General features: G+C 57.3%; 12 protein-coding genes. All 12 read right to left on the bottom strand.

The features are described 5' to 3' along the window. Positions 1–12: 12 nt before the first annotated feature. Complete coding sequence (locus FYJ35_RS10795) at positions 13–396, bottom strand: biotin/lipoyl-containing protein (protein ID WP_154526415.1); 384 nt, start codon at positions 394–396, stop codon at positions 13–15. A gap of 48 nt (positions 397–444) precedes the next feature. Then, a complete protein-coding gene (locus FYJ35_RS10790) occupies positions 445–1344 on the bottom strand; it encodes an OadG family transporter subunit (RefSeq protein ID WP_205839812.1) in 900 nt (299 codons plus the stop codon). A 15-nt stretch (positions 1345–1359) separates the two neighbouring features. Continuing rightward, complete coding sequence (locus tag FYJ35_RS10785) at positions 1360–2790, bottom strand: acyl-CoA carboxylase subunit beta (protein WP_154526411.1); 1431 nt, start codon at positions 2788–2790, stop codon at positions 1360–1362. A 112-nt stretch (positions 2791–2902) separates the two neighbouring features. Continuing rightward, positions 2903–3763, bottom strand: a complete 861-nt coding sequence (locus FYJ35_RS10780; RefSeq protein ID WP_154526409.1) for a sulfate/molybdate ABC transporter ATP-binding protein — start codon at positions 3761–3763, stop codon at positions 2903–2905. A 57-nt stretch (positions 3764–3820) separates the two neighbouring features. Then, positions 3821–4477 carry a molybdate ABC transporter permease subunit gene (gene modB, locus FYJ35_RS10775; protein WP_154526407.1) on the bottom strand — a complete coding sequence of 219 codons (657 nt, stop codon included), beginning with the start codon at positions 4475–4477 and terminating at the stop codon, positions 3821–3823. Positions 4478–4655: 178 nt separating this feature from the next. Next, positions 4656–5912 carry an XdhC family protein gene (locus FYJ35_RS10770; RefSeq protein ID WP_154526405.1) on the bottom strand — a complete coding sequence of 419 codons (1257 nt, stop codon included), beginning with the start codon at positions 5910–5912 and terminating at the stop codon, positions 4656–4658. A 69-nt stretch (positions 5913–5981) separates the two neighbouring features. Beyond that, on the bottom strand, positions 5982–6668 hold the full coding sequence (gene scpB / locus FYJ35_RS10765; protein WP_408634791.1) for an SMC-Scp complex subunit ScpB: 687 nt from the start codon (positions 6666–6668) through the stop codon (positions 5982–5984). A 40-nt stretch (positions 6669–6708) separates the two neighbouring features. Then, entirely contained in the window at positions 6709–7542 is an 834-nt protein-coding gene (locus FYJ35_RS10760) for a segregation and condensation protein A (RefSeq protein ID WP_154526403.1), read from the bottom strand. A 78-nt stretch (positions 7543–7620) separates the two neighbouring features. Further along, a complete protein-coding gene (locus FYJ35_RS10755; RefSeq protein ID WP_154526401.1) occupies positions 7621–8472 on the bottom strand; it encodes a metallophosphoesterase in 852 nt (283 codons plus the stop codon). A 242-nt stretch (positions 8473–8714) separates the two neighbouring features. Beyond that, positions 8715–10301 carry a cardiolipin synthase gene (gene cls, locus FYJ35_RS10750; protein WP_277067090.1) on the bottom strand — a complete coding sequence of 529 codons (1587 nt, stop codon included), beginning with the start codon at positions 10299–10301 and terminating at the stop codon, positions 8715–8717. Between the two features lie 258 nt (positions 10302–10559). Then, the gene (gene rpsU / locus FYJ35_RS10745) at positions 10560–10736 is read right to left on the bottom strand and encodes a 30S ribosomal protein S21 (protein ID WP_154526399.1); all 177 of its coding nucleotides are present in this window, start codon (positions 10734–10736) and stop codon (positions 10560–10562) included. Between the two features lie 298 nt (positions 10737–11034). After that, positions 11035–13689 (bottom strand): alanine--tRNA ligase, encoded by a 2655-nt coding sequence (gene alaS / locus FYJ35_RS10740; protein WP_154526397.1) that lies wholly within the window; start codon positions 13687–13689, stop codon positions 11035–11037. Positions 13690–13728: the final 39 nt, after the last annotated feature.

Genomic DNA, 13728 nt, shown 5'->3' with positions numbered 1-13728 from the left:
GCAGCGGAAAACTCAGTTCATGGTCGCAAGGAGCTGGCCATTCTCAACTGCATCTCCGACACCCACTTCGATGGAAGCGACTGTGCCTGCCTGCGGAGCGACGACCGGGATCTCCATCTTCATAGCCTCGAGCGTGACGATTGCGTCACCCGGCTTGACTGACTGTCCGACGGAAGCGTTGACCTTCGTCACCTTGCCCGGAACGGAAGCGTTGACCTTCACGGAGCCTGCGCCTGCGGAAGCTGCCTTCGGAGCTGCTGCCTTCGGAGCCGTCGCCTTCGGAGCTGCTGCCGGTGCTGTCTTCGGAGCCGCTGCCGGTGCTGCTGCAGAAGCCCCGTTCTCCTCAACAGTGACATCATATACATTGCCATTAACGGTGATGGTATAGTTCTTCATCTCAATTTCTCCTATTGAATGATTGTAGATTGTGATTGATGCTGCATCTCAGGCATTCTGCCAGCTGCTTTTTCTGCCTCTTCTTCTGATGGAACGGACGACAAAGCCATCGGCCGGTGCCTTTCCATTCTCGCTCTCATACGCTGCAACCGCCGCTGCAATGACTGCGGCAATCTCACCGTCGTCAGCGCCCTCTTCTTCCTCAGGCTCCTGTGCAGTCTCCGTCCCAACCGGCGCAGCTGCCTCAGCAGCCTCCAGCTCCTTCTTCTTCCTGCTTCCGTTCGGAATAAAGCGGAACAGGCCGATGACAAGGGTCAGGAGAACGAGGATGAGCATGACGTTCACTAGTCCGACAGCGGTGTTCTCCGCAGCCTTCTCGATGGCTTTCCCGACGGTCTCCTGGACATTCCAGTTGTAGGTTGTCGTCTGCGCTTTCATATCGACTGTAACTGTGACAGTTACCTTCGACTTGTCAGCTGCTGCCTTCTCATAATTCACAAGATCCGTGAAGGTAACATTCGTTCCATCCTCTGCGACGGTGTAGGAATCAACACCCTGGTAGGCGCCGCACTGCTCTCTTACCTGATCCCAGGAAGCGATCAGACGTGTGGCTGACTCATCGCCGGAATCCTTGAGCTGTGCGATCTGGTCATCAGAAAGTGACGAAACCTGCGCCAGTGTCTGTTCGATGGACTGTTCAATGGCTGTGTAAAGCTGTTCATACTTGCGGTCCCCGGTCACCTCGGAAGGCTGAGCAACCGCTGTTGTCTCCTGCTGGGTCTCCCCGGTATCTTTGGCAAGCTCGCTCTCCACTGCCTCGGCTTCCGTCGCCGCCTGCTCAAGCGCCGTCTCGGTGCTCGCTGTGGCTGACGCTGCAAAAGCGGTTCCGCCAAGCATGGAGACGGAAAGTCCGCATGCAAGCAGAATCGCGCTTAATCTTTTCTTCATCTGCATGCCCCTTCCTTATACAGTTGCGTGTTTTCTTGCCGGAAGATCTTCTCTCTTTGTATAGAGCATCTCGAACGCACCAATCGCCATCTTTCTGGTATCTTCCGGTCTGATGATGGTATCGATGTATCCGCGCGAAGCCGCCGCATCCACGCTGTTCTGCTTCTTCTCGTACTCTGCCGCCTTCTCATTGATGGTAGCCGCATCGCTGCCATCGTACATGATCCCTGCCGCAAGTTTTGCGTCCATGGTGCCGACCTTCGCGCTGTCCCATGCAAAGGTGACATCCGCGCCAAGCGCCTGGCTGTTCATGATCGTGAAGCCGGAGCCATAGGCATTGCCCACAATCACATTGACCTTCGGGGTTGTAGCGGATGCAAATGCTGTCACGAGCGCTGCAGCTGCCTTGCCGATTCTGTACTCGTTATGCTTGTCTGCAAGGAAACCCTCTGCATTCGTCAGCGTCAGGACCGGGATGTCGTATGCATCGCAGAAGTTCACAAAGGAAGCTGCCTTCTCGCAGCCCTTCGCGGTCAGGACCGGCTTGAACTCAGCCGTCTGCTTTCCGTCCGCATCGTATGCTGCCGTACGGTTTGCAACCGCGCCGACGGTCGTTCCGTTCAGCTTGATGAAGCCGGTGACCATCTCCTTCGCCTCTGCAGCCTTGACCTCGCAGAAGACACCGCCGTCAGAAATCTGTGAAAGCGCAACTGCAGGATCCGCTGCAGCGCCCGCGATATCGGTGCACTCCCTGTTCAGGTCATCCGCAACATCGGAGAGCGGTGCTTCATCGGAGTTGTTCGCCGGGAGCATCGAAACCAGCGCACGAATCTGTGCAAAGATCTCGTCCGGCGTACCGACAAAATCTACCAGGCCGGTATGCTCGCTCTGGAACGCAGCGCATGCGGTATCCTCTGTCTTGTTTCCTGCAAGCGCGTTCGGTGCATTCACAAAAAGCTTTCCAGCCTTGCCGTCCATGAACACAAAGTCGCTCAGGCCCGCTGCCACAGCCAGCCCGCCGCCGCACTGTCCGAGGACTGCGGAAATCTGCGGGATCACGCCGCTCGCCAGGGACATCTTCCGGTACAGCTCGCCGAATGCATTCAGCGCATCCGTTGACTCCTGCAGCCGGACGCCTGCGCAGTCGATCAGCCCGATCACCGGTGCGCCCATCTTCATGGCAAAATCATAGAGGCGGCAGATCTTCTTCGCATGCATCTCACCGATTGTTCCGCCGAGGACAGACGCGTCCTGGCTGTAGACATAGACCAGGTTATCGTCAATCAGGCCATAACCGGTGATGACACCATCCGAAGGAGTCTTGTCTTCCGTCAGGTTGAAATCAGTGCTGCGGGCAGTCACACTCTTTCCGATTTCAACGAAACTGTTTTCGTCAAGCAGGGCTTCGATTCTTTTCGCCGCACTGCTCTGTGCTGTATTGCTCATGCTAAGACCTCCATCTAAATACAACTGGTTACAAAACGTTTTATTCATCAATTCCTGCGACGCAGAAGGCGCAGTTTTGCCCCCTCATCACAAAAATCTGCCGAATCTCATATTACTTGATTAAGCTCTGAAAATCAAGGTCTTTCCTGCCCTCCGTCCCGGTCAGAATCCGCCCCCACGCCGTCCTCGGATGCCTGAAAATGTCTCCTGCCTTGCCCGTCTCCTGAACCGTTCCGTTGTGAATAATTGCGAGATCCGTACAGGCAGCCCTTGCCTCCTGCCTGCTGTGCGTGACAAAGAAAACCGGAATGTGCCGTTCTGAAAGCACCGACATTGTCTCCTCCAGAAGCTCGTCCCGAAGATATTCGTCGAGCGCCGAAAACGGCTCGTCCAGCAGGACGATCTGAGGATTTCCCACCAGGATTCTCGCCAGCGCACATCGCTGCTGCTGACCGCCCGACAGCTCGGAGGGTCTCCGGTCCTCCAGTCCCTCCAGGTGCATACGCTCGATGATCTCGGAAATTCCCTTCTCTCTTTGCTGATTAGATGTGTATAATGCGCATTTCCTGTATTTTTTGCGTGGCGTATCACGTCCGTTTTCCTGATCTAGCTGTTTCTTCCCCGCTTCGATCCGCCGCTCCTGCTGAGCCGCTCCAAGGATCCCGCACCGGATGTTCTGGCGAACCGTCATGTTCGGGAACAAGGCATAATTCTGGAACAGATAGCCCACTCTCCGAAGCTGCGGCCTGAGATTGATCTTTCGGTCACTGTCAAAGAAGGTCATCCCGTTTATGACGATTCTTCCCCTGTCCGGCACGGCTGTCCCTGCAACGCAGCGCAGGGTCATCGTCTTGCCACTGCCCGAAGCCCCCAGAAGACCGATCACGCCGCCCGGGTTCATTTCCGCCGAGTCCAACCTCACCTGCAGCGGAAATGTATTCAGCTTCATCTCAATATCAATCAAAAAGTCCAAAACAGTACTCCTTCCGCTTCCATGATTAGCGCCGTCTTCGGACAGTACACCTGTCGATCATTGTCCTCTCCTGCCTTCCGTCAGGTTCAGCACAATCAGCACGCAAGCAGACAGGACAAGATTGATTGCCACCCAGGCCGCCGCCCCTGCGTTGTCGCCCGTCCGCCAGAGCTGGTAGACCGTCGTCGCAATGGTAGCCGTCTTCCCGGGCGTGTAGCCGATCACCATGGACGTTGCCCCGTACTCTCCGAGCGCTCTCGCGAAGGAAAGGACGGCTCCTGCAATGATCCCTTGTCTGCAGACTGGCATTCTGATGTGCCAGAAGATGTACGTGTCAGACAAGCCGAGCGTCTGGGCGCTCCACTGGCAGGTTTTGTCAAAGCTCTGAAAAGCCCCCCGCGCCGTCCTGTACATCAGGGGAAATGAAACCACAAAGGCTGCCAGGACGCCCCCCGGCCAGCTCATGACAAGCCTGACGCCCATTTCGTCCAGGAAATGCCCCAGCGGATGCCGGATGCCGAACACCTGGAGGATAAAGAAGCCGCAGACGGTCGGCGGCAGGACAAGCGGCAGCGTGAGCAGTGTGTCCAGAAGTCCGCGCAGAGCGGATGGCAGGCGGGAAATCTCGTAGGCTGCCCAGATTCCTGCAAAGAAAACCAGCACACTTGTGCAGGCTGCAATCCTCAGGCTGTTCCAAAGCGGAAAAAGATCCATAACGTCTCCGTTCTATTTTTTCAAGAATAACGCCTATGTATTTTCGACTGGCGTTGCAGCGTCTCAGTCCGGATATTCAGTGCCAACGACATGCCCGCCCGGCTTTTCGCCCGGCGCCGCAGCATCTCAGTCCGTTCGTCCGTTGCCAGCGCATGTCTGCCTGCCCCTTCGTCCCGTGTCACAGCACCTCAAGCAGAACGTCCATCGCGCCTCCGCAGAGCATGTCTGCCTGCGCGCCGGTCCGTCCGGTCAGGTCGACCTGGAAGATCTCTGCCTTGTAAGGGCAGGTGTCCGCAGTGCTGCGCTCAAGCCTTGACTCTGCCATCAGCTGCAGTGCCTCGCGGATAACCTCCGCCTCCATGCAGCCTCCGCCGATCGTTCCGGCCGTCGTCCGGTCTCTCCGGATCAGCATCCGGGTGCCGGCCTGCCTGGGCGTTGAGCCTCGTCTGGAGACAATGGTTGCAAGCACCTGTCGCCCCTCACCGCCTGAAGCGATCCCTTCCAGAACATCCTCCGGTATCTGGTTCCTCGCCGTGTCCGGCCTGACCGCCAGGATCTCCGAGACGATCGAGATGGCAATTTCCTCAGGTGTCTGAGCCCCGATCTTCAGACCAATCGGTGCGTGAAGCCGCTGCTGCATTTCCTCCGGAATGCCTTCCTCAAGGAGCGTCTGTTTCATCCGGGCAGACCTGGCGCGGGACCCCATCATGCCCACATATCCGGTCTCATGCCTCATGATTTCCAGAAGGCATTCCCTGTCAAACCGGTGGCCGCGTGTCACGACCACGAAGTAGGTATCCAGATCATAGGAAATGGCCTCAGACCGGAGCGCCGCTGTAAAGTCGTCCGCGATCGTCTCATCTGCACCGGCCTTCTCTGCCAGCCGGCAGAAATCAATCCGGTCATCGATTGCCGTCACTCTCCATCCGAGAAATCTGCCCAGCCGGATGACACCCTGCCCGACATAACCGGCTCCGCAGACTACAAGGTGTTTCGGATGCCCGAGCTTTTCTCGGAAGAGCATCTGCGTCGGAAGCGCGAGGATATCCACGGCATTCGCAGGCATTTCTGGATCCGCGTTCCGGTCCTCCTGTTCCGCTGCCATTCCGTCCCTGTGAAGATCCGTCACATTTGATGCTGCTGCCTCGCCTGCCGCGCCGCTGCCGCCAGCAGTATATTCAGCTGCCTCACTAGCTGCGCCGCTGCCGGCCGCTGCAGATGCCGCTGCCCCGTTCGCCGAACCGCTGCCGACCACTGCTGTTGCCGCTGCCCCTTTCGCCGCGCCGCTGATGCCCGCAGTAAATACCGCTGCTGGCTTTCCGTCTGTCAGAAGCAGCTTCCAGCCGGTCTTCTCTCCGCCGGTGACCGTCACCAGCTCCTGATCCCGGTCTGTTCTCAGCTCCGAAAGGATGTCGTAAAATTCTCTCGCCGTCATGTTTCCACTCTTTCCACAAATTCCCTTAACCGGGCCGGTCAGGTGCTGATCCGGTCCGCCTGAAGTCCGCTAGACTCCAAGTCTTACGTTGGCCTCTTCCTCGGCTTCTGCCTTGAAATCTTCCACCTTCACAGGGTTCATGGCCGGAAGATCATCGACCGAATCGGTCCCGAAGTGCCGCAGAAATTCCTCTGTCGTTCCGAACAGGATTGGCCTTCCGGGCGCATCCAGCCGTCCGACCTCCTGAATCAGATTATACTCGACAAGCTTGTTGATGGCGTGATCACATTTGACGCCCCTGATCTTCTCAATCTCCGTTCTCGTCACCGGCTGCCTGTACGCAACAATGGACAGCGTCTCCATCAGGACATCGGTCAGCGTCGTCTTCTGAGGCTGCCGGACAACCTTGATCAGCGTCGGATACAGCTCCTTCTTCGTGCTAAGCTGATAACGGTCCTCAAGCCGGATCAAACGGATGCCCCGGTCTGCAGCCTCATAGCGCTGCTGCATATCCTTCAGGACCTTCTCCGTCTCAGCCCGGCTCAGTCCTACCGCATCCGCGATCACGGCAATGTCCACACTTTCTCCCAGCGAGAAGAGAATCGCCTCAATCTCCGCCCGGAGGGTTTCCACAGAGGGCTCATCCTTCCTGTCTTCCGGGGCTGTGCTTCCCACATCGGATCTGACCTCCCCGGCTTCCGACGGCATGCCGGTCTCCTCCGGTCCGGCCTTTTCCCCCTCCGGGGCTGCCGTCATGCTCTCCTCTGCCTGTGAATCATCTGCCTTGCCAGGTTTCTCAAGCTCCTTCATCTGCCGGTTTCTCCTCTATCCAGTCGTCGTCTTCCCCGTCCGCGTCCAGATCTGCCCACTGGGAACGGTCATTTGCCTCAATGTAAATCTCACCGAAATTCTCATCCTGCCGGACGTAGATGTGTCCGCGCTTCATCAGCTCCAGGATTGTCAGAAAGGAGACCACCACATATGTCTTTCCGGGTCTGAGCATCAGGAGATTTCTGAACGTGCAGTGCCGGCGGTTTTCAATAAAATGCTCGACATACTGCATCGTCTCTTTTGTGTTGAATTCCTCTTTTTCGATCCGGCCGAACCCCGCGCGGATCGGATCCCGCAGGTCCTCGCGCCGCTTCATGACGTCCTGAAAGACCTTGTAGAGGGCCGGCAGCGTCACCTTCGCATCATCCAGAATCTTGTCTGCGCTGACAGGCGGACGGTAAGCCGCGACCTCCCTTGGAATCTGCTTCTTCCGAAAATAAGTGCCCTCCGCTTCCTTCTCCCGCTCGCGCAGCTCCTGCGACATATACTTGTAGGTCTTGTAGGCGATCAGTTGACGGACCAGCTCGTCTCTCGGATCGATCTCCTCGCCTTCCTCATTCTTCTCCGCCGGCAGCAGCATCCGTGACTTGATATCGAGCAGTTCCGCCGCCATCACGAGGAATTCGCTCATCCGGTCCAGCTCCGGCTCCAGCGCCTGCATCGTCGACAAGTACGCCATATACTGCTCCGTAATCAGCGCGATCGGGATGTCGTAGATATTGACTTTATTCTTATCGATCAGGTGGAGCAGAAGATCCATCGGACCCTCATACGCCTGCAGTTTGATCTCAATCGCCATTCTGTGCTCCTACAAAGCCAAGGATTCCCGGCCACGCCGGTCTGTTGATCTCAGGCCTGTCCTCAATCTTCCTTTTACTTATGCTCCCACAAAGTCAAGGATCACCAGCTCTGCAGGATTGTTGATCCTCAGATCAATCGTATGCGTGCCGAGGCCTGCGCTGACGATCATTTTCCGGCCATCGATGGTAAACTCCCCGTGGTCATATTTCGGGAAAAGACCAGGATCCGGCCCGACCAGCCCGCCGATGCCCGGCAGCCGTATGATCCCGCCATGGTTGTGCCCGGAGAGCGTCAGGTCCGCGCCCCAGGCCGCGTAGGTCGGAAAATATCTCGGAAAGTGTGCAAGCAGGATGTGATACTCTCCCGGCTGCGGCTTTCCGACCAGCTTTTCCATATCCTGCACGGTCAGGAAATGCTTCCGCGCAGGTTTTCTTCCCTTCGAAGGCTGCTCGCACTCCCCTTCCCGGAGGTTTTTCCGGTAATAGCCGTTGTCGATCTCCAGGCCATAAAGCCCAATCCGGCTGCCGCCTATCCGGAGCGGAACACGGAGGTTGTCGACCATCGTGACGCCGAGCGCCCGGACCCTGCGGTCATATTCCAGAAACTGCTCCCGGAACTGAGGCACGTTCCGCATCCGGACCTCGTGGTTGCCATTGACCGCATAGACCAGATACAGCTCCGTCAGCCGGCCGAGCACATCAAGCGCGACATCACAGGCGCACCGCTCCCCCTTCGCGACCAGCAGATCGCCGACCGAGAAAACAGCTGAAACCTGCTCATTTCTGATCGCCTCCATCAGCTGCATGACGCCTGAGCGATAGACCTCATTGTGCATGTCAGACAGCACAGCCACCGAAAATGGCTTTTCCGGGGCGTTCTCTGGATCGTTGATCCGCACCTTGTAGTGTGTTACCAGAATCTTTCCCATATTCCCTCACCCCGTCTTATCAGTGTCCCGCCAGCCCATCCACAGGCAAACCCGGCTGCATTCCGTCTCCTGAACGCACGGTGCCTGTGGCATCTGCTTTGACGGTGCGCTTCCCCGGTCACATGCACCCTCGGCTGCACTCTGCCTCCTGGGCACACGGTGCCTGCGGCATCTGCTGTGTCAGCGTCCTCTGCCCCATTCGCCTGCAAAGCCTTATCTGCGTTCTGCCTCCGGCGTCAGGCTTACAGCAGCGGCGCCAGCGGCTTGATGACCGCCGCCATCATCCTCACCAGAATGTTCTGATGTTTCAGCCAGTCATCCGTGATCTTCCTGCACTTGCTGAAGGTCTCCTCGCAGTCCTTCTTGATCTGCATGACGGCGGACGTCCCGTACATCCAGACGCCGCACTCAAAGTGCAGATACAGCGACCTGTAGTCAAAATTGACGCTGCCGACCGTCGCGATCTTGTCATCCGACACGACAGTCTTGGCATGGATGAAGCCCGGCGTGTATTCATAGATGCGGACTCCGGACTCAATCAGCTGCCTGTAGCAGGAACGCGTCAGAAGATAGGCAATCCGCTTGTCCGGAATCCCGGGCGTCACGATCCGCACATCGACACCCGACTTCGCCGCAAGCGTCAGCGCCGTCATCATTTCATTGTCAATAATCAGGTACGGCGTGTAGATCCAGACATAGTCGTGTGCCTGCGAGACAATGTTCAGGTAAACATTCTCACCGACCGTCTCATTGTCGAGCGGCGTATCACAGTACGGCTGCACATAGCCATCGTCCTCAAACTGCTCCTTGTGGTACAACCTGGAGCTGAACGGTGCCCGCTTCTCCATCAGACTGTCCCGGCCGCCCGCAAACCGCGCCAGATCCTTCAGCTCCCGGTCGGATTTTGTGATGACGCTCCACATCTGAAGGAACATCACAGTGAATGAAAATGCACCTTCGCCGTGCAGCATGATGCCGTTGTCTTTCCAGTATCCGAACCGGACGATCCGGTTGATGTATTCGTCCGCGAAGTTGATCCCGCCCGTGAAGGCTGTATGCCCATCGATCACAAGAATCTTCCGGTGATCGCGGTTATTCAGGAAGATCGACGCCGCCGGGACAAACCGGTTGAACACGACACACTTGATCCCAAGGGCGCGCATTTTTTTGAAGTAGCCCATCGGAAGGGTGCCGATCGAACCGATGTCGTCGTATATGAGGCGGACATCCACGCCCTCCCGAACCTTCTTTTCCAGAATCTCCAGAACGCCGTCCCACATCTCGCCTTCTGCGACGATGAAGTACTCGATGAAGATAAAGTGCTTTGCCTTCTCAAGCTCCTCCTTCATCCGCGCGTACATCTCCTCACCCGTCGGAAAGAAGACCGTCTTCGTGTTGTGATAGGCCGGAAAGCCGCTGTCTCCGCTGAGATAGCTGCTCTGCCGGTACGCGTCCTCGTCCGCCTTCCGGAGACTCACCGCCACCGCTTCCTTCTGCTGCATCAGCGGTTTGCAGAGTTCGACTGCGCTTTCATAGCGTCTGCGGACCTGCCTGGTCACGCGGGACTGTCCCATGATGTAGTACAGTACAACGCCTACAACGGGAACCGCCAGAATCAGGATGGACCACAGAAGCTTGTAGGCAGGATTCATCCAATTGTTCAGAATCCAGAATACAAAAATCACTGCGAGCAGCTTGATCCCGAGATCGACGTATCTGTACTCTGCTCCCAGTTCAAAGATAATGTAGACAAACAGCCAGACTTGAAGAAAAATCGCAGCCAGCACAACCGTCAGTCTGCCAAAAATCGTTTTCAGAAGCCTTTTCACCGCTGCATCCCCCTTCTGTCTTCAGGCACCTGTAGAATGCCTTTAGTATAGGGCAGAAACCAGGATCAGGCAACTTCAGCCCATTTCAGGCAGCTTCAGGCTTCAGGCAACTACATGCCCCCGCGCTGGGCTTCCGCTGCACACATTGCCCATGCGCAGCATTGGGATGCATCATGCTCCACCACGCAGCGCGGAAGCGCTGCGTCTATACGACAAAACCCCCGGCTGCATAAGCCGGGGGCCTGACTGTTTACCGAATTAGTTGTACTTGCGCTTGCGTGCTGCCTCAGACTTCTTCTTGCGTCTGACGGACGGCTTCTCATAATGCTCTCTCTTGCGAATCTCCTGCTGAATACCCGCCTTTGCACAGCTTCTCTTGAAACGGCGAAGCGCGCTGTCCAGAGACTCATTCTCGCGAACGATTATGTTAGACATTCCTCAACCCTACCTCCCTCCAGTTGTAAATTGTGCATTCCAACTGTAGGTGAAATTCTGCACTTCATGCATTATAGCACCTCAGTTTCGAAGACGTCAATCCCTTTTTCACGGCACCTGACTGGCCGGCCGCCTTTTCCGGTCGTCCTGCAGACCACTTCTGCAGACCGCTTTCACAGATCACTTTGGTGGACCGCCTTCAGATCACTGGCCGGACGCGCTCTCAAACCACTGCTCCGGCTGCTGACCTGTCATTTTTTGAAAAACAGGCGGCAGTCGCACGTCCGGAGCGGACTGCTCAGGCTCCGAGCTGATTCTTCAGGGTCTCCGCCGCCAGCTTCAGCGCCTCGTCAACGCCTGCCGGGTTCTTGCCGCCGGCCATGGCCATGGACGGCCTTCCGCCACCGCCGCCTCCGACCGTCTTCGCGATCGCGCGGATCAGGTTCCCCGCATGGGCACCCTTCTTCACCGCGCCGTCGGTCGCGGTCGCCATCAGCTGCACCTTGCCGTCCGTGACGGAAGCCAGGACAACAACACCCTCTCCGACCTTTGCCTTCAGGGAATCGCCCAGCTCTCGCAGGCCATCTGCATCGACATTCTCAACACGGGTTGCGACGAACTTCACGCCGCCGATCTCCTGCACCTGATCGGACACATCGCCCAGCGCGTTCTTTGCCGCCTCGCTCTTCAGCGATTCGATCTCGGAATGCGCCTCCTTCAGCTCCTTCTGGAGCGCCGCAATCTTGTCAAGGACATCCGCCGGTGTCGTCTTCAGAAGCTCCGCCGCCTCAGCGACCTCCGCCTCCTTCTCTCTGTAATAGGAGATGACGTTATCGCCTGTCAGCGCCTCGATTCTGCGGACGCCAGCCGCAACACCGGATTCCGATAGGATCTTGAACAGCCGGATGTCCGCCGTGTTCTTCACATGCGTGCCGCCGCACAGCTCCTTCGAGAAATCGCCCATCGAGACAACGCGGACCTTCTCGCCGTATTTCTCGCCGAACAGCGCCATCGCGCCGGTCTTCTTAGCCTCGCTCAGGGACATGACATCCGTGCGGACCGGGAGCGCCGCCTCAATCTCCAGATTGACACGGTCCTCGACCTGCTGCAGCTGCTCCTTCGTCATCGGCTGGAAATGAGAGAAGTCAAATCTCAGTCTGTGCGGATCGACGTAGGAGCCCTTCTGCTCGATGTGCGCACCGAGCTCCAGCTTCAGCGCCTTCTGGAGCAGATGCGTCGCCGAATGACTGCGCGCCGTCGCCCTTCTGGCCGCCCCATCTACCTTCAGCGTCACCTCGTCTCCGGTCTTCAGCATGCCGCGCGTCACATGCCCGACATGGCCGATCCTGCCGCCGCGCAGATGGATGGTATCCTCAACCTTGAATTCGCCGTCCGGTCCCGTGATCGTTCCGATATCGCCGCACTGGCCGCCCATCGTCCCGTAGAACGGTGTCCGGTCGACAACAATCGTTCCCTTGTCCCCGTCCGTCAGCGCCTCCGTCAGCTCGCTCTCGCCCGCGATGACGGAGATCTTCGAGGTATCCTCAAGGTGATCGTAGCCATCAAAGACAGATGTAATCTCGACCGGAATCTGGTCATAGACCGTTGCGTCCTCGCCCATGTAATTCGTCTTGGCACGTGCATTTCTCGCACGCTCCCTCTGCTCCTGCATGCAGGCATCGAACGCCTTCTGGTCAACGGTGCAGCCCTTCTCCTCCAGGATCTCCTTCGTCAGATCAAGCGGGAAGCCGTAGGTATCGTACAGCGTGAACGCTTCCTTGCCGTCCAGTTCCTTCTTTCCTTCCTTCTGGAGGTCCTCCTGCAGACCGTTCAGAATGGACAGGCCCTGATCGATGGTGCGGTCAAAGTTGTCCTCCTCCTGCTGCAGCACGTTGAAGATGAATTCCTTCTTCTCCTCCAGCTCCGGATAGCCGCTCTTCGAGGTCTCGATGACGGTTCCGGACAGATCTGCCAGAAATGCATGATCGATGCCGAGCAGTCTGCCGTGGCGCGCCGCCCCTCTCGTCAGTCTGCGCAGCACATAGCCGCGCCCTTCATTGGACGGCATGATGCCGTCTGAAATCATGAACGTCGCCGAGCGAATGTGATCGACAATGCGGCGGATGGAGACATCCTGCTTCTCGACCTCATGATACTTTACACCTGCCATCGAGCAGACATGATCGCGCAGCGCGACAAGCGTATCGACATCAAACATCGAATCCACTTCCTGGCAGACAACCGCCAGACGCTCCAGCCCCATGCCGGTATCGATGTTCTTCTGCTTCAGCGTCGTGTAATGTCCCTCACCGTCATTTTCGAACTGGGTGAAGACATCGTTCCAGATCTCCATGAAGCGATCGCAGTCGCAGCCCGGCTTGCAGGTATCCTTTGTCCCGCATCCCTCGAAGCCGTACTTCGGCCCGCGGTCATAGTAGATCTCCGAGCACGGACCGCACGGGCCTGCTCCATGCTCCCAGAAATTGTCCTCCTTGCCGAACTTGGAGATACGGCTCTCCGGGATCCCGATCTCGTCATGCCAGATCTGGAACGCCTCGTCATCGTCGAGGTAGACAGACGGATAAAGCCTGTCCGGATCGAGGCCGACCACCTCGGTCAGAAACTCCCACGACCAGTGGAGTGCCTCCCTCTTGAAGTAGTCGCCAAATGAGAAATTCCCGAGCATCTCAAAGAAGGTACCGTGTCTGGCCGTCTTGCCGACGTTCTCGATATCGCCGGTACGGATGCACTTCTGGCAGGTTGTCACCCTGCGTCTTGGCGGGATCTCCGCGCCGGTGAAATACGGCTTCAGAGGTGCCATTCCTGCGTTGATCAGCAGAAGGCTGTTGTCATTGTGCGGCACAAGCGAAAAACTCGGCAGGATCAGGTGTCCCTTGCTCTCGAAGAACTTCAGGTACATCCTGCGCAAATCATTCACGCCATACTTTTCCATAATCTGTTACGACCTTTCCATATCTGTCATCTCTCATGC

It is taken from the genome of Porcincola intestinalis, from assembly GCF_009696445.1.
In the GTDB taxonomy this organism is placed as follows: domain Bacteria; phylum Bacillota; class Clostridia; order Lachnospirales; family Lachnospiraceae; genus Porcincola; species Porcincola intestinalis.
Note: the sequence above shows the minus strand (reverse complement) of the source record. Positions and strands in the feature narration are given on the sequence as shown.